Source organism: Shinella sp. HZN7 (assembly GCF_001652565.1).
Classification (GTDB): domain Bacteria; phylum Pseudomonadota; class Alphaproteobacteria; order Rhizobiales; family Rhizobiaceae; genus Shinella; species Shinella granuli.
In genome coordinates this window covers 90,957-112,708 of the sequence record NZ_CP015746.1, presented here as the reverse complement: position 1 = coordinate 112,708, position 21,752 = coordinate 90,957, and the positions used below count along the sequence as shown (strand labels likewise).

21 protein-coding genes and 2 pseudogenes are annotated in these 21,752 nt (G+C 61.6%); 6 read left to right on the top strand and 17 right to left on the bottom strand.

The window, feature by feature from the left end; genetic code table 11:
- Positions 1-3: 3 nt before the first annotated feature.
- From shn_RS34020 to shn_RS33990, 9 genes and pseudogenes are all read right to left on the bottom strand, one after another.
- Positions 4-5,109 (bottom strand): annotated as a pseudogene (locus tag shn_RS34020) (DEAD/DEAH box helicase family protein).
- Between the two features lie 307 nt (positions 5,110-5,416).
- Positions 5,417-5,761, bottom strand: a complete 345-nt coding sequence (locus shn_RS34015) for a hypothetical protein (RefSeq protein WP_064334829.1) — start codon at positions 5,759-5,761, stop codon at positions 5,417-5,419.
- Between the two features lie 54 nt (positions 5,762-5,815).
- Positions 5,816-6,448: a hypothetical protein gene (locus tag shn_RS34010; RefSeq protein WP_064334828.1), complete on the bottom strand. Its 633-nt coding sequence runs from the start codon at positions 6,446-6,448 to the stop codon at positions 5,816-5,818.
- A complete protein-coding gene (locus tag shn_RS34005) occupies positions 6,445-7,473 on the bottom strand; it encodes a hypothetical protein (RefSeq protein ID WP_245337562.1) in 1,029 nt (342 codons plus the stop codon). Before shn_RS34005 ends, shn_RS34010 begins: the two co-directional genes overlap by 4 nt.
- Before the next feature lie 163 nt (positions 7,474-7,636).
- The gene (locus tag shn_RS34000) at positions 7,637-8,242 is read right to left on the bottom strand and encodes a DUF1419 domain-containing protein (RefSeq protein ID WP_064334826.1); all 606 of its coding nucleotides are present in this window, start codon (positions 8,240-8,242) and stop codon (positions 7,637-7,639) included.
- A gap of 113 nt (positions 8,243-8,355) precedes the next feature.
- Positions 8,356-9,339: a DUF3991 and toprim domain-containing protein gene (locus shn_RS33995; protein ID WP_145926158.1), complete on the bottom strand. Its 984-nt coding sequence runs from the start codon at positions 9,337-9,339 to the stop codon at positions 8,356-8,358.
- Positions 9,340-10,052: 713 nt separating this feature from the next.
- A complete protein-coding gene (locus shn_RS36215; RefSeq protein ID WP_145926157.1) occupies positions 10,053-10,244 on the bottom strand; it encodes a hypothetical protein in 192 nt (63 codons plus the stop codon).
- Positions 10,241-10,420 carry a UPF0262 family protein gene (locus tag shn_RS37735; RefSeq protein ID WP_145926156.1) on the bottom strand — a complete coding sequence of 60 codons (180 nt, stop codon included), beginning with the start codon at positions 10,418-10,420 and terminating at the stop codon, positions 10,241-10,243. Before shn_RS37735 ends, shn_RS36215 begins: the two co-directional genes overlap by 4 nt.
- Positions 10,421-10,460: 40 nt before the next feature.
- Entirely contained in the window at positions 10,461-11,030 is a 570-nt protein-coding gene (locus shn_RS33990) for a TlpA disulfide reductase family protein (RefSeq protein ID WP_145926155.1), read from the bottom strand.
- A 129-nt stretch (positions 11,031-11,159) separates the two neighbouring features.
- Between shn_RS33990 and shn_RS33985 the strand changes: the two genes are divergently transcribed.
- On the top strand, positions 11,160-11,765 hold the full coding sequence (locus shn_RS33985; RefSeq protein WP_064334824.1) for an SCO family protein: 606 nt from the start codon (positions 11,160-11,162) through the stop codon (positions 11,763-11,765).
- A 368-nt stretch (positions 11,766-12,133) separates the two neighbouring features.
- Here shn_RS33985 and shn_RS37730 read toward each other — a convergent pair whose 3' ends face one another.
- From shn_RS37730 to shn_RS33975, 3 genes and pseudogenes are all read right to left on the bottom strand, one after another.
- On the bottom strand, positions 12,134-12,910 hold the full coding sequence (locus tag shn_RS37730) for an HAD-IC family P-type ATPase (protein WP_327510613.1): 777 nt from the start codon (positions 12,908-12,910) through the stop codon (positions 12,134-12,136).
- A gap of 122 nt (positions 12,911-13,032) precedes the next feature.
- Positions 13,033-14,181, bottom strand: a pseudogene (locus shn_RS37725) (heavy metal translocating P-type ATPase); the annotation flags it as partial.
- Between the two features lie 26 nt (positions 14,182-14,207).
- Complete coding sequence (locus shn_RS33975) at positions 14,208-14,429, bottom strand: heavy-metal-associated domain-containing protein (protein ID WP_064334823.1); 222 nt, start codon at positions 14,427-14,429, stop codon at positions 14,208-14,210.
- Positions 14,430-14,606: 177 nt separating this feature from the next.
- Here shn_RS33975 and shn_RS33970 point away from each other — a divergent pair, with 177 nt between their 5' ends.
- The 5 genes from shn_RS33970 (at position 14,607) to shn_RS33950 (ending at position 17,102) form a co-directional block, all read left to right on the top strand.
- Complete coding sequence (locus shn_RS33970; protein WP_023517224.1) at positions 14,607-15,026, top strand: helix-turn-helix domain-containing protein; 420 nt, start codon at positions 14,607-14,609, stop codon at positions 15,024-15,026.
- A 105-nt stretch (positions 15,027-15,131) separates the two neighbouring features.
- Positions 15,132-15,338 carry a hypothetical protein gene (locus tag shn_RS33965; protein WP_023517225.1) on the top strand — a complete coding sequence of 69 codons (207 nt, stop codon included), beginning with the start codon at positions 15,132-15,134 and terminating at the stop codon, positions 15,336-15,338.
- A 29-nt stretch (positions 15,339-15,367) separates the two neighbouring features.
- Positions 15,368-15,784, top strand: a complete 417-nt coding sequence (locus shn_RS33960; RefSeq protein ID WP_023517226.1) for a helix-turn-helix domain-containing protein — start codon at positions 15,368-15,370, stop codon at positions 15,782-15,784.
- A 137-nt stretch (positions 15,785-15,921) separates the two neighbouring features.
- Entirely contained in the window at positions 15,922-16,425 is a 504-nt protein-coding gene (locus shn_RS33955; protein WP_064334822.1) for a copper chaperone PCu(A)C, read from the top strand.
- A complete protein-coding gene (locus tag shn_RS33950; protein ID WP_064334821.1) occupies positions 16,422-17,102 on the top strand; it encodes an SCO family protein in 681 nt (226 codons plus the stop codon). Before shn_RS33955 ends, shn_RS33950 begins: the two co-directional genes overlap by 4 nt.
- Before the next feature lie 61 nt (positions 17,103-17,163).
- Here the strand turns inward: shn_RS33950 and istB are convergent, their stop codons facing one another.
- The 5 genes from istB to mntR all read right to left on the bottom strand — a co-directional run bounded on the left by istB (position 17,164) and on the right by mntR (position 21,574).
- Positions 17,164-17,919, bottom strand: a complete 756-nt coding sequence (istB, locus tag shn_RS33945; RefSeq protein ID WP_035089229.1) for an IS21-like element helper ATPase IstB — start codon at positions 17,917-17,919, stop codon at positions 17,164-17,166.
- 14 nt (positions 17,920-17,933) lie between these two features.
- The gene (istA, locus tag shn_RS33940; protein WP_371328596.1) at positions 17,934-19,445 is read right to left on the bottom strand and encodes an IS21 family transposase; all 1,512 of its coding nucleotides are present in this window, start codon (positions 19,443-19,445) and stop codon (positions 17,934-17,936) included.
- Positions 19,446-19,792: 347 nt separating this feature from the next.
- Entirely contained in the window at positions 19,793-20,440 is a 648-nt protein-coding gene (locus shn_RS33935) for a thioredoxin domain-containing protein (protein ID WP_064334820.1), read from the bottom strand.
- The gene (locus tag shn_RS33930) at positions 20,437-20,877 is read right to left on the bottom strand and encodes a disulfide bond formation protein B (RefSeq protein ID WP_064334819.1); all 441 of its coding nucleotides are present in this window, start codon (positions 20,875-20,877) and stop codon (positions 20,437-20,439) included. The genes shn_RS33935 and shn_RS33930 overlap by 4 nt, the downstream gene beginning before the upstream one ends.
- A gap of 226 nt (positions 20,878-21,103) precedes the next feature.
- On the bottom strand, positions 21,104-21,574 hold the full coding sequence (mntR, locus tag shn_RS33925; protein ID WP_145926160.1) for a manganese-binding transcriptional regulator MntR: 471 nt from the start codon (positions 21,572-21,574) through the stop codon (positions 21,104-21,106).
- Positions 21,575-21,752: the final 178 nt, after the last annotated feature.

Below are 21,752 nucleotides of genomic sequence, written 5' to 3'. Positions count from 1 at the left end.
GCGCTATGCCGCCTGCGCGACCGGCTCGGCGGTGGCGCGGGCTTCGGCGGCCAATGCTTCCTCGACCTCCTCCAGTTCCGGCGCTTTGCGGCAAGTTCGTCGGCGAAGGCGAAGGTGCCCGTTTCGTGCGCGCGATACGAGGCGAGCCGGCGGTTGGCGTCTTCCAAATGCTGGCGCTGGCGGTAACGCTCGCCCGCGAAATCGTCGAGCGCATGTTCGAGACGGGAGATTGCTCCGAGCGGCGTGACGGTGACCGGCAGATCGACCTCGTAGTCGGCGCCGGTGCGTTGCAGGACGGTGCGGTAGTGATACGCGTCCTTGCCGAAGCGCTCTCCCTCGTAGATGACGTCGAAGCCGCCGATCGACCCGAGCTGTGCGTCGCCTCGTGCTGAAGCTGGACGAGCGTTAGGACCTCCTTCATCACCGCGCGCCCGGCGTCCTTGCGCTCAACGTGCGCTCCCCGAGAACGGTCATCGTGAATGCCTCGCCTGATGTCGGCACCAACCGCGCGATGTCCTTGCCGATCTCGTCGATGCGGCGCGTAGCAATCTCGATATCGCGTTCGGCTTCCCGCAGCCGCCGGCGGACCGAGAACAGGTCGTCGTCATGGGCGGCGCGCAGGCGCTCGAGGCGGGCGATATCGGCCTCCAGACCGGCCTTTTTCATCAGCCGTTCGTCGCCTGACGCGATCGCCTTGGCCATCGCAAACTGGTTGGCGGCACCCTCACCGAGATCTTCCAGCCGGCGGATCGACGTATCGCCGGAGAGTGCGGCGGCGATAAACCGGGCCTTGCGCTCGTTGTTCTGCCACATGCTGGCGTCGAGACTGCCTTGCGTCGCATAGGCGAAGATGTCGACGATATCGTGCTGGTTGCCTTGGCGGACGATGCGGCCCTCGCGCTGCTCGATCTGCGACGGCAGCCACGGCACGTCGAGGTGATGAAGCGCCTTGAGCCTGAGCTGGGCGTTGACCCCGGTGCCCATCATCTCGGAGGAGCCGATCAGGAAGCGGACGCGCCCGGCACGGACGTCGCCGAACAGCCGTTGCTTCGCCTCGGACTTTTTATAGTCTTGTATATAGGCGATTTCGCTGGCGGGCACGCCGAGCCGGACCAGTTCGTCGCGAATCCAGCGGTAGGCCGAAAAGCCCCGCGTCTTTTCCACGTTGATCGTACCAAGGTCGGAAAAGACCATCTGCGCGGCGCCGGGCAGGTCGTAAGGCTTCCCATCAGGACGCAGGAAGACCTGATCCGCTGTTTCCTGCCAGATCCGGAAGGCATTCCTGACAAGCAGATTGAGCTTGTTGTCCGGCTCGTTGTCGTTGGCCGGCATGACGAGGCGCAGGTCGATCGCCGCATGGCGGCCATCGGTGATGACCGAGAGCAGGATATCGTCGCCCGGCTGCGCCGGTCCCTCGCGCATCTCGATCGCCTTGATGCGGCTGTCGAGGATCTGCTGGTACATCTTGAACGCCGCGGTGGGTGTCGCGGTGACGATCTGCCGTCCGCCGGTGGAAATGGCCGGAACACGGACATATTCCCGGAGATCGGCGGGCATCACGACGTCCGCAAAGGAGCGGAACATCGAGATCAGTTCCGGGACGTTGACGAAGCTGGCAAAGCGCGAGACCGGCTTGTATTTGCCCGAAGGCTGGATCTCCAATTCGGTGGTCGTCTCACCGAAGGTGCTCGCCCAGGCGTCGAACTCATGCAGGCCGCGTTCATGGAGAGCGTCGTAGCCGAGCAGGCGCTGGACGGAGAACATCTCGCCGAGCGTGTTGGTGATCGGCGTGCCGGAGGCGAGAACGAGCGCGCGGCCGGGGTTCTTCGTTTCGATATAGCGCGACTTTACGTAGAGATCCCAGGCGCGCTGCGAGCCGTTCGGGTCGATGCCCTTCAGCGTCGACATATTGGTTGCAAAGCTGAGCTTGCGGAATTCCTGCGCCTCGTCGACGACAATCTGGTCGACGCCGATTTCCGAGATGGTCAGCAGATCGTCCTTGCGGGTGGATAGCGCTGTCAGCCGCTCCTCCAGCCCTTCCTTCAATCTCTCTAGCCGCTTGCGCGACACGCGGTCGTCGGCCTCGACCCGGGTCAGCAGTTCCTCGTAGAGCTGCAACTCGTCCTGGATCATGCTCTGCTCGAAGGCGGAGGGACGGCGATGAACCTGAAGGCGGAGTGGGTGATGATGATCGCGTCCCAGGTGGCCGTCGCCGCCCGGCTGAGGAAACGCGCGCGCTTGTCCTTGGTGAAGTTGCTCTCGTCGGCGACGAGAATGCGGGCGGATGGATAGAGCGCCAGGAATTCGCGCGCCGCCTGTGCGAGGCAATGGCCGGGTACGACCAGCATCGCCTTGGCGATCAGGCCGAGACGGCGCTGTTCCATGATGGCGGCCGCCATGGTCATCGTCTTGCCGGCGCCGACGGCATGGGCGAGATAGGTCGCGCCATCTGCAATGATCCGCCAGATGCCGCGCTTCTGGTGAGCATAGAGCGTGAACGCAGCGGAGGCGCCGGGCAGCTGGAGATGCGAGCCGTCGAACTTGCGCGGCGCAAGGTTGTTGAAGCGCTCGTTATAGACGCCGGCCAGTCGGTCGGTCCGCTCGGGTCCGTCCAGACCCAGCGCTCGAATTCCGTCTTGATCTTCTGCAGCTTCTCGCGCGCGGCTTCGGTATCGACGACGTTCAGTACCCGCCGTTCGCCGCCGGCGTCCTTGAAGGTGTCGAAGATCTGCGGCACGCGGCTGTTGAGCGCATCGGCGAGCAGTTCGCCGGCGTGTCGGCGGCTGGTGCCCCATTCCGACGTGCCGGCGGCGCGATAGCCGAGCTGGCGCGCTTCGACGGTCCAGGAACCGAGTTCCGGCATATGGTGGATCTTGATCTCGACGTCCATCGTCTGCTTGACGAAGGCGACGACATCGGCGGCCGGGATCCATGGCGCGCCAAGACGCGCGGTAATATCCGAGGGACGCAGAGGCGAAGGCTGGACAGCCACCAGCGCGCGGACATTGCGCTCAAAGGTCGGATCGAGCGCCGCAGCGACTTCAGCGGCCGCAAGCTTGGTGCGGACCGGGCCGGAGAGATAGGCGTCAGCGGTCTGCCACGCGCCGTCCGCCGGGTTCTGGAACACGGTGTCACCGAGCTGGTCGACCACCTTGTCACGGTCGCAATGGAGTAGCTCGGCGATGTGGTCGAGGTCGACGCGGCCGCGCTCGTTGAGCACGACGGCAAGCGCGTCGCCGGCATTCGTCACCACCGGCGGGGCAGGGGGCGCGATCACCCGCTGCGAGAAGATCGGACCGGGTTTGGCCGTGTCGGTGTCGAGGTCGTAGTCCTCGATGGAGGCTACCAGCCAGCAGTCGGGATCGTCACGAAATGGCTGGAGGTTCGGCTGGCGATGCGTCTCGCGGTCTCGCCGGAGTCCACATCCTCGGTAATGCTGACGGTCGTGTGGTTGATCGGCCCGAAATCCCTGACGAAGCTCGACCAGGCGATGCGCAGCCGCACCTGCAGGTCGCGCCACGGCCGGCCGGTCTCCTGCGCCTTCAGCACCTCGCGCACGGCGTCGCGGACAGCTATCAGCTTCTGTACGATACGGACGTGCTTTTCCGTCAGACCGTCACCGACACGGCCCTTCCTGACCTTAATCACGACGGGCTGGCCGTCGACGATCTGCATCAGGCCCTGCCTGTTGTCGACGAAGTAGCTGCCTTCGCGAACATTGGCATTGCCGGGCCGCAGGTCGACAATTTCCGTCAGCTCCTCCTCAAGATCGAGATCGATTTCGGTCGGCTCGCCGTCATAGATGTCTTCCGGCAGACGGCAGATGGCAGCGTCCAGCACCTCGGCGGGATCCTCGCCCGCCCGCGCCCGGCAGGTGTAGGTCTCGCCGAACGGACCGGAGGTCAGCGCATGGGTACCGAGAACCATGCCGGGATTGTCTGCGAACCAGCGATTGACGCGGATGGCGCCTTCGTCCTCCGTGGCGGGGCAGACTTCCTCGATATCGAGCCACGACGTATCGCCCTCCGGCTCGCCGGCTTTGCGCTTGCGGAAGAAGAGGATATCGACGACGGTGTCCGTGCCGGCGTCGCGGCGGAAGCTGCCTTCAGTCAGGCGGATAGCCGCGATCAGGTTGGCCGATTTGGCGATATGCACCCGCGCCGTGGCGTCCGCTTTGTCCATGGTACCGCTGCTCGTCACGAAAGCCGCCAGCCCACCGGGTTTCAAAAGGTCGATAGAGCGGGCGATGAAGTAGTCGTGCAGACGAAGCGCAAGCGGTCGATAATGATGGTCGGAGCGAACCGTCCTGTCGGAGAAGGGCGGATTGCCAATCGCGAGATCGTAGACGACGCCGAGATCGGTGCGGGCGAAGTCGCCGTTGACGATGCGCGCCTTCGGCTGCAGCAGCCGCACGATGCGGGCCGTGACCGGATCGAGTTCGATGCCCGTGACATGGCTGGTGGCGCGATAGGTCGGTGGCATCAGCGCGGGGAACAGCCCCGTGCCGATGCCCGGCTCCAGCACGCGGCCGCCGCGCCAGCCGAGACGCTGCAGCCCGGCCCACATCGCCCGCACGATGAATTCGGGTGTGAAATGCGCATATTGGGTGCAGCGGGCGAGCGAGGCATAGTCCGCCTCGTTGACGGCCGTCTCCAGAAGGCTGCCGAGATCGTCCCAACCCTCGCGGAACTCCACCTCGCCCGGACGGCGGAACATGCCGTTGGCAAGCTCCGACGCGCCGAAGCCGGTGAAGCGAATGAGTTTCTGCTGTTCCTCCCGTGTCGCCGGCCGGTCCTGTTTTTCAATTTCGCCGGCGATGAGGATGGCGCCGACGTTCGCCTTCGCCCGTTCCTTCCAGCCGGCGGCGAGACCGCGGCCCTCGTCGTCGAGGAAGAAATTGCTGCGCGCGCCCTGTTTGCGCGGTGCCGGCTTACGCGCCGCGGCGATCGGTAGAGCCGGGGCAGGGGCGGGCGGCGTCGGGTCCGGATCGTCGTCATTGGCGGCGAAGGGATCGTGGCCGCTGAACCCGGTCATGCCGAGGCCGAGGCCCAGGCCGGACGTCAGCGCGGTGTTGCCGAACATGTCGAGCGTGAAAGGATCGTTGCTCATCGAGATCTCCTTGTGAGCAGGCGTGCGCCATCGTCCGCGGGAAGGGGTTCCGGCAGGTGAGGGGCGCTTGTGATGGGACGAGGGGGGTGATGCGGTCGGAAGCGGAGCGATGTCCTTCCTTCTTCAGACCTTGTCTTGCACGATCCGGAGCCCGCATCGCGGGCAGCCGGTCAAGGGCCGCTTCAGCGGCAACGCCTGCCCTTGACGGGCCGGACGCGCATGCGGGAAAGGCGCTTCTCCTTTCCTTTTCTTCTCCTTTTTTCACCGGCCGGCGGTCAGGAGCTGGCAGGCGACGTCCGAGGAATGACTAGGGTGATGCCTGCTTCCGCCTGTGCTCCTCCAGAATCTTTTCCGAGGCGGCTTTCGCGCGTGCCCGTGATTGCGCGGCGCGTGCGGGCAGGTCGCGGGTCTTGACGTCCTTCAATTCCTCGACGTCTCTCATCACGGTTTCCCTGGCGATGTAGCTCCAGATGTTGGCGGCCAGTTTCGGGTTCTTGAGCGAGCGCCGGTAAACGGCCACAGCGACCTCCGTGGCATCGTCCATCTCGAAGCAGGTATCGAAATGTCGGGTATGGCCACCTTTCCGGGAAATGACCGTCGCGGCATAGTTGACACGTCCGGCGAAGTTGTCGGTGCGGTAAACGCTGGGCATGGATATGCTCCTCAGTGTGGGGGAAAATGGTCTGTCGGAGTGAATGGGCGAGGCTCACGCGTCGCGCTTCGCCGCGAGCCAGTCCTCGTAGCCGCGTCGAGTGTCGCCGTTCGCAACCTCGTACTGCCAGTCCTCGATGGGGAACTGGCGTTCCGGTTCCGATCCGTCCGGATCGAGGTTCGATAGAGCGTCCTCGGCGTCGGTGAACGTCATCATTTCCATGATGGCGACAGCTTGCATCCAGGCCTTGCGGCTTCGGGGATCCCGTTCCTCGTAGAATTTCCAGGTGTCGGGCACCTGGTAGCCTGTGCCGATCAGCTCGGCCAAGAGGTAGCGGGCAAGCGCGTTCGTTTCCTCGACGATCTGGCTATCGCTACGCCCCTGCAGGGCGGTTAGGATAGCCGCGAGAAGCTGATCGACACCCTCCTGCAGCTCGTCACCCTCGAAACCGGCAATGAAGCGCTCCGCGCGATCGAGCGCCTGAAGGAGGAGAGGCGAAGGCGATGCGATCCGCGGGCATCGGACCTCCTCCAGATCGACGACGGTGACGACACCGTCCGGCGCCTCGACATTGTAGACGTTGGCTGAACTGGCCGGGCGCCGAACGATCTCGTGCGCCTTGCACGCCGCGTCGATCGGCGATGCGGCGTCATCGATGTCGATGTCCCATGAAACACGGTAGGTCATTGGCGCTTCTCCCGATAATCCGCCAGCTTCCCCAAAACCTTGACCGCGGCCTCCTCGGTCGATCCTGGAAGCGCTGGGCCGCGGTCCGTCCAAGCCAGAACCTCGATGACCGCCGGCACGAAATCGTGGTCGAACGGCGTCGGCGGTCCGACCAGGCGCTCGCGCAAATGATTGTGGATCTTGAGTGCCAGACCCGCGACCTGGATGGCCCGCCGGCGCATTCCAAGCGGTCCCACCAATGCCCAGACTTCGACCATCTTATGCACGCTTTGCGAAATCGGCTCATCATTCATGAACCGATCGTTGAAGTCGAGCATGGCTTCCCAGCAGGCGAGCGTCGTCTCCAATCGCCGTTCATCCTTGTCGACTTCGACAGGAACAGGTGCGCCGAAGGACTCGACGAAGCGGCGAATCCTGGTCAGAGAATTGTGCCCGCGCGGGTCCAGGATGAAGTTCTCGCTCGGGAACTTGCCGTCCCGCTGCAGGTCGATGACGTCGCGCATCCGCTTGACGGCCGGTTCGGCGCCGGCAAGATCGGGAACGCCCGGCGATCGCCTGATACCCTCGGCCGGTCGCTGGATCTCGGTCTCGGCGCGCATCTCCTCGAAAAAGTCGTCGCTGTTCCTGCCGGCAATCTCATTCGCCGTCACCAGCATGATGTTCATGCCGAAACTGTCCGGGTTCTGCGAGGGATGCCGATACCACTCCAGCACCCTGATCTCTGCCAGGGCCGTGGAGCGTGCAACGATATCTTTCAGGATGAACTCCCAAGATGTTTCGCTCAGGTCGACCGCAACCGTTTTTCCCGGCTCGTCCTCTTCGCACCAGGATTTCCAGACCCGCGCGATGATCCGGTTGATCTCGCTATGCGCAACAGCGCGCGACATCATATAGGCATTGGTGAGTTCGTGTGCCGGGATGCGCAAGTGGCTCGCCACGCCGCGGTCGCTATAGAGCAGCAGACCGCTGTCGGTCTCGCCGGCGTCGAAGACATGCGAGAGCACGAGGCGTTCAAGCAGGGTCATGTCGTCGAGCGGGATCGCCGGCGTGATGACGACGGTCGTTTCAAGGTCATTCATGGGTTTCTCCTTCCGGAAATGGAAAACCCGGCGCTATTGCCGGGCTAGTCGATGGTTTCGAGATGCAGTTGGGACGCCTATTCGGCTTCACCTGCCGGTTATGTCGCGTTCACGCGGCGGCCACGTCCGGCAGGTAGCGCAGATGCACCGGGAGCTTGGCGGCGATCTCCTCGTCGGTCATGGCTTCGAGCAGTTTCGGGACGCTGCCCAGTTTGCCACCGAAGAAGTGAACAGTGCGCCGGCCGCGCGATGCATGAGGCCAGCGATAGTCGGCGTAGCCGCGATAGAGTTCCGCAGTGCTGCTCCAGATGTGCTCGAGACGTTCCTCCCGCGTCATCGCCTGCACCGGCCGGCTCTCGCGTTCGATGATGGCGAGACGCATCCGCTCGACGGAGACATCGTCGGAAAGATCGCAGTAGCCATGGAAGTAGCGGATGGCATCATCGATGCGCAGCGCGAAAAACACTGATGTCACCGATCCGGTGAGGAATTGCCAGAGCGCGAACATCGAGCCACGGATCCAGAGGGGCGGCTCCACAGCGAACATATAGTCGTGCTCGGCCTCGCCGATCTCGAACCATTCCCCGGCATAGAGCACTGTTGCGTCATCAGCGCGGCGGTGGACGCGCCCGGCATGGCGGTCGAACATGCGATACATCTGGCGGCGGTCAGCAATGCCCTGGAAAACCTTGCGGATTGCGGGTGCTGTGGTCATGTACGGCTCCTTCGGGGTTGTCGGACCGAAGCGCGGCGCAGCCTTCTCGACCTCGCCTTTTCCTTCAGTCCTCTGTTACCCCTTCTCGACCGCCGGCATCGCGATCGGCCGGGTCAAGGGCCGGCTCGCCGGGCAAAGCCTCCCCTTGACGCGGACGGCGCGCATGCGGCAAGCCTCCCCTTCTTCCTTTCAATCCTTTCTTCGCTGCTCTTTTCCTTGAGCACCTCGTTCCAGTCCTCGGCCAACGGCCGCAGCCGTTGCCACCTGCACCCAGACACCTCGGCGAGCGCCCGCAGGCGCTCCGAGAAGGTCTCACCTTGCGCGTTGGCATCCGTCGCCGCAACCAGAAGCGCACCCGGTCGTGTGGCAAGGTTGCGGAGAGCGGCGTCGGTTTGGGGCGACCAGCCACCACCCGTGCTGACATAGACCGTCCCGTCCCGGATGCCTTCGATCGCCGCAAGGCTCATTGCATCAATCGCGGCTTCGGCCACGCAGAGGCGCAACGCCGTTGGCGGGCCAAACCGGAAGAGCGTCTTCGTTCCGCCGCTGGAAAAACCTCGCCATTCAGGACCGCGCTCCTCCCATCCGCAAACGACACCTCGCCCATCGACGTGCGCCGCCCACATGCTCCCGCAGGGGCCCTCGCGAAGGAGATCCGCCGAGACCACGGCTGCAATGATATTGACGGGGAGATATCGTTGATCGGAGAGATAGCGCCAGGTGTACGAACCGGGCCATGGCCGCCGACGTGCCACCCATCGCTGCGGCACGGACACGTCCGGCAACCGAGGACGCAGACTCTCACGCCAGGTCGGCGCCTCCGACTGAAATCCGACCAGGGCGGCGGCCCGAGCATAGCCTTCGGCGAAGCCAACGCGATCCAGGCGTTCGATCAGGGAGAACACATCGCCCTTATCGTCGCTGAGTGGATCGAACCACCCTAGTCCGCCATGAGTGACGATGACGATCTCGCCGCCGCGGCGGAATTTGACCGCGCGGCGCGTACTCTCCCTGAGGTCGATGGCGAAGCCGGCGCTTTCGAGCACCGCACCACAGCTCACCTTTTCTTTGACTGCCTCGATTTCGGATTTTTTCATTCTTTCTCGGCCGCGCTAGCGGCCCCTCCTTTTTTCCTTCCGGCGAACCTCTCGCCACTCTCACCAAAGGCCGCGAAGAGAAGACCCCTGCAAGGGCGCGGCTGGCTACTGCCGAAACTTGCAGTCAAGCCAGCCGGCCGCGGCGGAGCCTCCCTTGCGGGGGGCAGCTCGCTCGCGGCAACCGAGACGGCAAGGCCGGCTCAATGAGCCGGCCAGAGGAAGAATTCATGGATGACGTCAAGATTGTCATCAGCGTCGATTTCGCCGGAGGGGACGACGCCGTATTCTCCGCCGATCTGTAAGACCGTGACCGGGTCCAAAAGGTCGCGAGAGCGCTGGAATGCGTGGTATTATGCGAGTGAAAGGTCGTGTAACATCGTTTTGGCTCGATCAGAGAGCGGGCCAATTCCCGCTCGATGGCGCCTTGACGGATCGGGACGGGTCGCGATCACCGTGAAGGCCCCGATCGAAGGGACCCAAGCTTGCCAGCTGACCACGAAGCGGGTTCGGGTTGATCGCCTGAGACCCGAGCTTGGCTAGAACGTCATCCCAATAGAGCGGGATTGGTTCACCGAGTGGCAACGCTGGAGGCCATGCTGTTTACGACCATCATAACACCGCAAACCTGGATCGAGGAAACGTCGGCTGCGGCTGCAAGACCATCTTGAGTCGAGCGGAGTTCTGCTAGTCCACGGTGGGTCTTGGTGGATGAGTTAGATCACCTCACGCATCTTGGCGTTCTCGATCGCTTCCACAAGTGTCGATGCGCCTAATTTTGTCAAAGCGCTTGAAAAAAGAGAGGCGACCATCTCGACGGGCACGGCTTCGAGCACCGCTATGTCTCGGGAGCCTTTTCCTTCAGCTGCCCATCGAAGGCAGATTGCCTCGCAGACCGAAATCTTCATTTACCCACCATCGGCACGAAAACTAATCTGATAGACGGGCGTGCTCTGTCGGAATCAATCTGATATTTAACCGCCATTCGCTCCATCACGAATTCAGCACCTTGCTTGTCAATTGCCCTGTGCGCCAAATCGATCGCTTCGACACAATGGCAGCGCGTAGCTCTTGCCAATGACATCAAACGCGGTTTCGCTTGTCTGGGCGTAGTCTTTGATTGTTCATCGTGTTCCAGCGTTGGAATCGCGGGCGGCAAGCGCCTTCAACTCTGCAATCGTTCCCGCATCATCCCACTCCTTGGGACCGATCCAGCGCTTGAGCTCAACGCCGTCCGCACCGATGAGGATCGTCGTTGGCAGGCCTGTCACCATCAAACCTCGCATCCCGGCGCTGTCGGGATCGACGTAGATTCCGAGATTTCGTATGCCGATCTCCTCGTAGAACGGTCTTACGCGTTGCACTCCACCAAGGTCGATCGACAACGCCACCACTTCAAATCCATTCGTGCTGGCTGATGCCTGTAACCGATCGAGCGAGGGCATCTCTTTGCGACACGGCGTGCACCACGTCGCCCAGACGTTAAGGAGGATGGGCTTGCCCCCGAAATCGCCAAAGCCCCTCTCGCGGCCGGCTTGATCGGTGAATGTCAGCGAGACAGGCTCTGCGACCCCGTGGTCGACCATGCCGCTGCCAAGAGCCCACATCCCCCCGATAACGGTACCAGCTAGGAGGGCGACTGCCACGCCCCCAATTTTCATCGTGTATTTCACTATTCCGACATCTCTCGCCAAGCGGTCACATCACGCCGTACGCCCTCTACCAACTAGAGGGTCAAGACGAATCATTCTGTGCCCGTTGACCCTGAAGCCGCTTCAGCCTTTAGAAGACCAGCCAGATCGCAAGAAAGTGGAGCGTTTTGCATGGCATCGAAGACTTTGAGGATCGTGAGAAGGGTCACATGGGCGACGATCACGATCCTTGCTGTTGTGCTCGCCGTGCTGACCTGGACGCTGCAATCCGACAAGGACCGCCTCTCGCAGCAATCCTTCCCCCTGAACGGTCCATTCTCGATGGAAACCCATACGGGGGAAACGTTCAATTCGACGTCGTTGGCCGGAACGGCATACCTCGCGTTCTTCGGCTTTACGCACTGCCCCGATATTTGCCCTACGACCCTTTTCGAACTGACCGACATGATGAAGGAACTCGGGCCCGCGGCAGACAACCTCAAGGTGCTGCTGATTTCCGTCGATCCGAAGCGCGACAGTCAGGAACTGCTCTCTCAATACATGACGGCATTCGATCCGCGCTTTGTCGCCTTGCGCGGCACGCGCCAGCAGACCGACGACGTCGTCAAATCCTTTGCCGCCTTCGCAAAGAAAGTTCCCCTGGACGGCGGCCAGTACACGATGGAGCACACGGCTGGCGTCTACGTAATTGACGCGGATGGCCGCTTCGTCAGGTTGTTGCGGATGGAGGAACCTCGTGAAGAGCGGATGAGGCTCCTAAAGGATGTCACCTCGTAAAAGACTGCCTTTTTCGATATCCCGGCCTGCGCCAAAGAAGAGTGCTGCATTTCGCGGTCATGAGCGTTCTGGTAGCCGCATAGCGACTTGCCTACCGAGTCAGATAAGATTGATAAACACCACGAAAAGTGCCGCTATCATGAGGCCTGTCGCGCAGAGAGCGATGCGGACGCGTTTGATCAGATGAGGCGACGCGTGCCTCTTTCGATTGGTCCGCACCACGCTTCGGAAATGCGGATCCTGCCTATAGATCTTCTTCTTGCCGCCCACTTGATTTCTCCGACCGGCGCGAAGGATAGGTCTGGTAAAGCGCTATGAGAGGAGATTGACCGCCGCAAGTTAGCGGCGGTCCTGTGTGGTCTTCGGCACTACTTCTGCCGGATCAAGCGTGAAGAATTCGCAAGAATCCCGATGTCCGGTATCGACTGCATCGCGGCGGCGAAGATCGGCGGAATGACCCCGAACGCTGCAAGCGAAAGACCGACAAGATTGTAAAGCGCGGTAAAGGCGATGTTCATCCTGACCACCCCCATCGTGCGTCGCGCGATGCGGAAGGAGTCGGCGACGAGCGTCCAGTTCTCCCGCATGAGCACGATATGGGCCGCCTCCATCGCGACATCCGTTCCACCGCCCATGGCGATGCCCACATCGGCCTGCGCGAGCGCCGGCGCGTCGTTGACGCCATCCCCAACCATTACGACCCGATGGCCCTTCTCCTGCAGCTCCTTCACGACGCGGATTTTGTCCTCGGGGAGCAGGTTCGCCTGGAAACCGATCCCGAGCGGGCTCGCGATGGCAGCGGCCGTGCGCTCGTTGTCCCCTGTCAGAAGCTCGATCCGCGCAATACCAAGCTTGCGGATTTCCGTGATCGCATCGGAGACTTCCGGTCGCACCGTATCCATCGCCGCAAAGATTCCGGCCGGGCGGCCATCGACAGCCATGATCAGAAGTGTCTTCCCCTCATCTTCCAAGCGAGCGACATCATCAAAGCGCTCGTCCACATCCACCAGCCGCCGGTTCCCAATCTCAACAACCTGCCCATCGACGGTGGCGCGAATACCCTTGCCCGGAATTGCCTCGAAACGCTCTGGCTCACCACCCTTGACGCCTCGATCCTTAGCGTGATTGCGAACGGCCTCGGCCAGGGATGTTCGGAATGGCGCTCGGCGATGGCCGCAAGCTGCAGAAGTGCTTGCTCCGGCGTGCCATCCAGCGACACGACATCCGTCACACGTGGCTTTCCCGTCGTCAAAGTGCCCGTCTTGTCCATAAGGACGACATCCGCGACCTTGATGGCTTCGACATACTTGCCGCCCTTGATGAGCAGGCCACGCTTCGCTGCTGCGCCGATCGAGGCCATCATCGCGATAGGTGTGGCGAGTGCAAACGAGCAGGAGCACGCGACGACCAGGACGGCAACAACCGAGAGGACGTTCCCACTCAGCAGGTAGGTAAGAATCGCGATCGTCGCGACGACCGGCAGATAGTATCCACTGAACTTGTCGGCGACCCGCTGCACCTCGCCGCGGTTGGCTTCCGCCTCCTCGACGAGCTTGATCGTGCGACCGAAGGTCGTGTCACGACCGATCCGTTCGGCCTCGAGCTTGAGATGTCCCAGTTTGGCGAGCGTGGCCGCAAAAACCTTGTCTCCGGCTTCCGCTTCTACGGGCATGCTCTCGCCCGTGATGGCCGCCTGATCGAGGGTCGCCTGCCCTTCGATCACGATACCGTCGACAGGAACGCGCTCGCCCGGGCGCACGATAACCGTGTCGCCGACCGCAACCGCTTCGATCGTCACCTCGATCTCCTCTCCACCACGCAGCACGCGCGCCTTTTGCGGCGCGAGCGCGGTCAACCCCTTCAGAAGCTGCCGTGCCTTTTCGCTGGTGAAGCGCTCGGCGAACACACCAATGCGCATGAAGAAGACGACGATCGCCGCCGTCGCCCATTGGCCGGTGACCAGGGCCGCGACGGCACCTACGGACATAAGCGTGTGGCTCGTCACCTCCAGGCGAAGGGCCGAGCGACCAACATCGAGGAAGATCGGCGCACCAAACGCGAGGACCACCGCCGTCCCAAGCCAGAGAGGGACGCGATCCGTAACCACGTCGAACAGACCAAGGCCTTCCCCAATAACGACGAGAAACAGGATGACGCCGAACAGCACGCCAAGCAGCGTAAAGAGCTGCCGTTGCAGCAGATTGCCTTGAATCATATAGGCTGTATCGGCCGCCTGAGGCGCCGGGACGGTGAAGCCGACCTTTTCCACCGTCGCCTGTAATGCCTCGCGCGTCACGAGTTTCGGGTCATGGTCGATGACGGCCTTTTCAGCACTCAGGAGCACCTCGACATTTACGACGCCGGGGAGCTTCTTCAGGGCCCGCTGGACTTTCTTGGCACAGGCGGCGCAATCCATGCCGCCAATGGGAAGCTCAAGCGTGATCATCGCGGAACGTCATACCCTGCGTCCTCGACAGCTTCGACGATCGCATCCTGCGACGTAAGGGCAGCATCAAAGCTGATTATCGCGTTGTTATCGGAAAGGGAGACCTTGACCTCCTCGATGCCCGGCAGGGCATGAACCGCCTTCTCGACTGTACTGATGCAATGGCCGCAATCCATGCCTTCGATCTTGAGATCGATGGTGGTGAGGGAAGAGGTCATATTCTGCTCCTTTGGAAAATACGCTCGAAGTGCACCGATGGAATGTGCGCTCTGTAGTCGCTACAGGGTCAAGAGCCGTCTTTCAGCTTTCGATCGTTGGGCGGTAAAGTGAAATTGACTGGCGCGCCGGGACGATTGCCCCTATCTAAAGACTGTAGTCAGTACAGGGATGAAGCTATGGCAAACCGCCCGCTGACCATCGGGGCGCTGGCGCAAATGACCGGCACGAAGGTCGAAACTATACGGTTCTACGAGAAAAGCGGCCTTCTACCCGCACCAGCGCGTACGGGCGGCAATTACCGGTCCTACGAGCGCTCGCACCTCAATCGCCTAAGCTTCGTCCGGCGTGCACGCGATCTCGGCTTCTCGCTCGATCAGATTCGAACACTGCTCGATCTTTCAGACGACAAGAGCCGGCCGTGCGGAGCGGTCGATGCGATCGCCAAGGAACATCTGCTGGAGGTCGAGCGGAAGATCGCCGATCTGAACGCATTGCGGAGCGAGCTCGATCGGATGCTGTCTCAATGCTCGAGCGGCACGGTGGGCGACTGCCGCATCATCGAATCATTGTCCCCATCCCACGAGAACATGACATGACGCTTTCAAAGCGGAAGCGCGGTGACGCCGTCGCCATCATTTCGAACAACAAGAGTTGAGTTTGCGATCATCCTCGCCCGGGCTAGGCTTGGATGGAGGTGAAACATGGCCAAGGCGATCAGGTCGTCCGCTCTCTTTCTTGGTCTTGCACTGCTCGGCATTCTGGGTGTCAAGCTGGCAATGCTCTTCGTTTGCTGGGCGACTGCTCACACGACTCTCGAAGGCCTGTTCGGCGTTGTTGCGCCTCTCGTCATCGGTCCTCTCATCGGAGCCGAAGGCTTCTTCTGGTTCCGAATACTCCATGGCGATTGAACTCTTATAACAGACTTTGGAAAAACGACATGTTGACGATTGGTGATCTTTCGAAGACCTCCGGCGTGAAAATCCCGACAATCCGCTACTATGAGCAAATGGGTCTTCTTCCCCACGCGGAGCGCTCCGAAGGCAATCAGCGCCGCTATACCAAGGAGGAGATGGATCGCCTGACCTTCATAAAGCACTCCCGTGATCTGGGCCTTTCGATAGATGCCATACGATCCCTTATCGAACTCAGCCATCACCCTGACAAACCCTGCGCGGATGCCGACCGAATTGCCCTTGAGCAACTTGCCTCCGTTCGCGACAAGATCGCCAAGCTCCGGAAGCTTGAAATCGAACTAGAGCGCATAACCTCTCACCAGCACAACAATCATGTGCGGGATTGTTATGTGATCCGGGCGCTCGCTTCACACGACCTATGCTGCTCGGATCACGATTGATCCGCGTCATCAGGGGCAGACCAGCAGACGACAGAAAGCCGCAGGCGTCCGGGGTCGATTGACCCTAAAGCTGCTAGAGGGTGTAGAGCGGGGTCGCGGGCCAAGGTCCGGATCGCGCTCCTTACTCAGAGGCTGACATGAAACGTCTTTTCACCCCTGTTCTTATGTTCACGCTTTCCCTCGCAGCAGGGCCCGCCGCATTTGCGCATGATTATAGCGCTGGTGATCTGCAGATCGATCATCCCTGGTCGCGTGCAACGCCGATGGTCGCTCCCGTTGCCGGCGGCTATCTGAAGATCACGAATACCGGCGCCGAATCTGACACATTCCTTGGCGGCAGCTCTCCGATCGCAACGGCGGTTGAAGTGCACGAGTCGACTCTTCAAGATGGCGTCGCCCGCATGCGACTACTGACCGCAGGGGTGACGATCAAACCGGGTGAAACGGTCGAGCTTGCGCCAGGCGCTACCCACCTCATGTTCATCAAGCCCACGAAGGTTTTCAAGGAAGGCGAAAAGGTCGAGGCGACACTCCGTTTCGAAAAGGCCGGCGAGATCAAGGTTGAATTCGCGGTTCAGGGCATGGGCGCGAAACAGCCGGCTGAAAACGAAGACCATCAGGGCCATGGCGCAACCCCATGACGTCGATTTACAGCCGACGTGCGCTCTTCGGATCCGCAATCGCCGCCCTGTTGGTTGGCGGCCTCGTCTCCGGAGCTCTGGTTCTTGCGAATATGGCCGAAACCGAGCCCACCGGCGGGATCGGCGGCCCGTTTGAACTGACGTCCCATCGCGGCGAGGCCGTGTCGGATAGAAGCCTACGCGGCAGGCCCTACCTCGCATTCTTCGGCTTTACGCACTGCCCGGACATCTGCCCGACCACGCTGTTCGAACTGACGGATCTCATGAAGGAACTCGGTCCGCAGGCCGATGCGTTCAACGCGCTTCTCATATCCGTCGATCCGGAACGTGACACGCAGAACCTGCTTTCGCTGTACATGGAAGCATTCGATCCGAGGATCATCGCGGTGCGCGGCACGCGGAAGCAAACGGATCAGGCGCTGTCAGCGTTCCGGGCAACAGCCAAAAGGGTCGATACCGAGGGCGGCAGCTATACAATGGACCACACAGCGGGCATCTTTCTCATGGATGCGGATGGTCGGTTCCAAGGTATGCTGGACATGCACGAGCCGCGAGAAACCCGTCTGAAGAAACTGCGCAATCTCGCGGAAGTGCGTATTCCGATGATGCCGGACGGTTATTCCGACGCGAAGCCGGACAGGCATTCCAATTTGATGCCGGACACTGTTCCGATCTGAAGCCGGACGCGGCAAGTTGCCTTTGGGTCTGATTGATGATTGCCGTTGAGGCAGTGGTGGGTCAAGCGACGGTTGTGTCGGATATGGACACGGCGCGCTGTTTGCGCAGGCTCTCCCCAGATAATTCGATGCGATAGGCATTGTGCACGAGGCGGTCGAGAATGGCGTCGGCGATGGTGGCGTTGCCGATCATGTCATACCAGTGGTCGACGGGAATCTGGCTGGTGATGATGGTTGAGCGCCGCTCGTATCGATCCTCGACGATCTCCAGAAGATCACGGCGCTGTTCGTCGTTGAGCTTCTCCGGCCCCCAGTCATCGAGGATGAGCAGATCGGTTCTGGCCAGCGACTTGATCAGTCTGGTGTATCGTCCGTCCCCGCGGGCCAGCGCGAGGGCGGCGAAGAGCCGGGGAACGCGGTGGTAGGCGACGGAAAGATCCTCGCGGCAGGCCTTATGCCCGAGAGCACAGGCCAGCCAACTCTTCCCGACGCCGGCCGGCCCGATGAGGAGCAGGCTATGGTGCTGCCTGATCCAGTCGCAACCGGACAGCTTGAGGAAGAGATTGCGGTCGAGGCCGCGGGCAGCGCGGAAGTCGATGTTCTCGACCTGGGCGTCATGGCGCAATTTTGCGGCGCGCGCCCTGGCCTCGAAGCGCTTCTGGCGGCGCGTCGTCATCTCCCGCTCGAGCAGAAGGGTGAGCCACTCTCCATGCTGGAGGCTTTGGGCCTCCGGCTGCTGATCGAGTTCCTGGAAAGCGGACGCCATACCGGAAAGGCCGAGGGCGCGCAGGGTGTCGAGGGTGGGATTGGTCAGCATGGTCGATTGTCTCCTTAGTGAAAGTAGCCGGGGCCGCGAAGATTGGCGTGTTCGCCGACGGCGGCCGGTTCAGCGGAATGGCGGGGTGTTTTGTAGCTTTTGATGAGCGCGCCGATGCTTTTGCAGGTCAGCCCGCCGATCTCGACGGCGCGGGCCGAGACGGCCTCGGCCTGGGCGGCGCTGATGGCGCGGTAGAGCCCGAGAACCCCGAGGCAGGTTCGGAACCCCTGTTCTGGATGCGGCCGGCTGGCAAGGATCGCGACGATCAGGCCCTCGGTGTGCGGGCCGATCGATGCGGCCCAGCGTCGGAAGCGTTCCGGCGACCATTCGGCATATCGGCGATGCGAACTGGGCATGTGATCCGGATCGGTCCCGAAGCGTGAACCGCCGTATCGGCGCTGATGAGCCGCAATCCGCTGGCCTTTGAGGAATATCTCGATGGTGCGGCTCGTGGCCCTGACATCCACCTGCTGGCGGATAAGATGGTGGGGCACGGAATAGAAGTAACGCTCGAACTCGACATGGTAGTCCGTCGAGACCCGCGCCAGACGCCATTCGGCGAACTCGTAATCCTGCGCCGGAAGTGCTGCCAGCGCGGTGCGCTCCATCGCCTCGAACATGTCCCGGCGGCTTTGGCCGAGCCGGCGCATGACATGGGTGTTGATCCGCTCGACGGCTCCGACGATGGCGGCATTGGCCTCGGCCAGCGAGAAGAAGGTCTGGTTGCGCAAGCGGCCGAGAATGCAGGTTTGGGCGAAACGCACGCCACTTTCGACCTTTGCCTTGTCTTTGGGGCGCTTCGGGCGGGCAGGCAGAACGCCGACGCCATAATGCGCCGCCATCATGCCGTAGGTGCGGTTGATCTCGGGATCGTAGAAGCTGGCCTTGTTCACGCCGGACTTCAGATTGTCGGGAACGAGGAGCCGCGGGACGCCGCCGAAGAAGCGGAACATGCGCACATGCGAGCCGATCCAGTCCGGCAGGGCCTGGCTCCAGGTTACCTCCGCGAAGGTGTAGCTCGACGCACCCAGCACGCCGAGGAAGATCTCCGCCTCGCGGATCTCGCCGGTCTTGCCGTCGACGATCGGCAGCGTCTTGCCGGAATAGTCGACGAACACCTTGTCGCCGGCAACATGTTCCTGGCGCATCGTGGGCGAAAGCCGCTGCTCGAAACTGCGGAACAGCTCGCAGAACCGGCTGTAGCCGTAGCCATCAGGATGAATCGCGCGATATTCCTCCCAAAGGATCTGTAGGGTCACGGCCGGCTTCTTCAGCTCGACCGCCAGCGCGCTCCAATCGGGTTCCACCCGCCGGCGCAGGCCCTGCTTGACGCCCTGTCGGGAGAATAGCCGGCGCTCGATGACGTCGTCCGTCAGGTCTCCGGACAAGGGCCAGCTCAGTCCGGCCGCTCTCGCACGCTCAAGGTTATCCTGCACCGTGCTGCGGGCAAGCCCCAGCATCATGGCAATATCGCGCACGCTCACGTCGTCCGAGCAAAGCCGAAGCATTTGTCGTAGTTGTCTCATGGTCAGCCTTCTCTTCGCCGGCATCAGCATCTCCTCGTTCGTCACGAGGAAACACATGCCAAGGTTGCTGACCCAAAGGCATCGGTGGACCGCCTAAACTGTCCGGTTATTTATCGGAATCGCGTCCGGCTTCATGTCGGAATGGCGTCCGGTTTTTGATCGGAACACCGTCCGGTTAATTCCCGGAATCCGCAGCGGAAGTGGGCGGGGCGTGACCTTCAAACTTTCTCGGCCAAGGCAGTTGCTCACCCTATCGACCTCCAAGCATTGGTGAGGGACATCGAACCTACCACCAGCCGTGAAGCGCCCTACAGGCGGACAAGCCGCGATTTCTTGCAAGAGCGCTGTCAACTCGTCTTGTCGACTTCGCCTTTCACCAGATCGATCAAGCCCTGCGGGCTGAAATTGACCAGCAGCTTGCCGTTGACGAAGAACGTAGGCGTCTGCTCGACATTGTTCGCCTTGACGTCCGCTAGATCGGTCTGAAGCACCTGATCAACTTCCGGCTTCACGCTGTCGAGACGGGCGCCCATGAGTTCCAGACCCGCCTCACCGGCAATGTTCCAGGCCCGCTTCATGTCAGGCTCCCCGTGAGTAGCCCACTCGGGCTGCTTGTCCACAAGCGCCGCAAGGACCGGCTCGAACTTGTCCTGTTTGCGTGCCGCCTCGAGGATGCGCACGGCTTCGTCGGAGCCCTTGTGGAATGTGGTATAGCGGATCACCACACGCACATCATCCGGATAGGTCGCCAGGATATTCTTCACAAGCGGAAAGAAGGCGCGGCAGGCCTCGCATGAGGGGTCGAAGAACTCCACGATCGTGACGGGTGCGTCTTCCTTACCCAGAATCGGCGAATGCGCGCGCACGAGCGTATCCGCCGACGCTGTGACAGAAGCCGCATGTTCTTTCTGCTGCGCAGTGTAGTAGTAGGCACCTCCTCCAAAAACAGCGAGCGCGGCAAGCGCGGTGAGAGTGATGACGAGCGCTCGGTTCATCGGGCATGCTCCCTTCGGTCGATGAGGAGGAGGAATGAAATCGCGGCGAATGCCAGAAGTGACAGCACCGGCAGCGGGATCACCTCGAAAATGGTCATCTTCGCATCAGTACAGGAAGGCCCCTTCCCACAAGGAACGACTGCCTCCGGAATGAAGCCGTAATATAGCAGGACGTGGTATGTCGCGATCAACAGACCTGCTCCACTCAGCGGCAACGCATAGCGCCATACGCCACGGTCCATGCGAAAGGCGGAAACCGCCAGGACTAGCGCCAGCGGAAACATGAACGCGCGCTGATACCAACATAAGATGCACGGCGTCTGGCCCATGACTTCGCCGATGAAGAGAGCCCCGAGCGAAGCGATAAGCGCAACCATCCATGCGAGGAACAGCGTCAGCCACCCATCGTCTTCCGATCTCTTGTCCCGAACGCTCATGCAATGTCCGATATCGCCTTGATTCCCGAATTATGGACCCTCAAGCAGCTAGAGGGTCAAGCAGCGTGACTCCGATCAGAGCGCGCCACTCTCGTCATACAGCAGGGACTGTGGGCAAAATTGTCGTGGGATCGGATCTGCGAAAGCGAACTTCAATGCCACGAACGCTCCATCGTTGGATGAAGCGCCGCGCCCCCTGCCGTAGGCACATCACGGTCAGGATAGGTCAAGCGCGGCCGGGCGGCCCCGCCTTGTCGAGGAAAGCCTTGAAGACGGCAAGCGTCTCGTCGCTGACATGGTGCTCGATGCCTTCGGCGTCGATGCGCGCGGCCTCTTCTCCGACCCCGACGGCGCGCAGGAACCCTTCGACGATCCGATGTCGCTCTCGGCTCCTGGCCGCCAGTGCCTTGCCGGCTTCGGTCAGGAAGATGCCGCGATAGCGCTTCTGCTGAATGAAGCCGTCGCTGGCGAGACGCTTGAGCATCTTTGCGACGGTCGGCTGCGCAACGCCCAGCCTCTGTACGATATCGACCTGCCGCGCCTCTCCGCCATGGAGGATGAGGTCATCGATCAGTTCGACATAATCCTCGATGAGTTCGTTGCGCCGGTTGGAGCGCGTCTGGCGGAAGCTTTCGACATGGGTATCGGCGTCAACGAGCGAGTGTTTGTTTGCCGATTTGCTGCGACTTGCTGTCATCATGCCTTTCCCGAGATTTTATCCAGTTTATTGCGAATTCATAGCCTGCGCTATGATTTTTCCGCGATCGTCATCTTTTCCGGAGGCGACCGAAGCATCAGCAGTTCCGAACATAGCTATTGCTATAACTAAGAGCATGTGCTGTTATTGCTATTAAGAACCATTATCAAAAGGACGG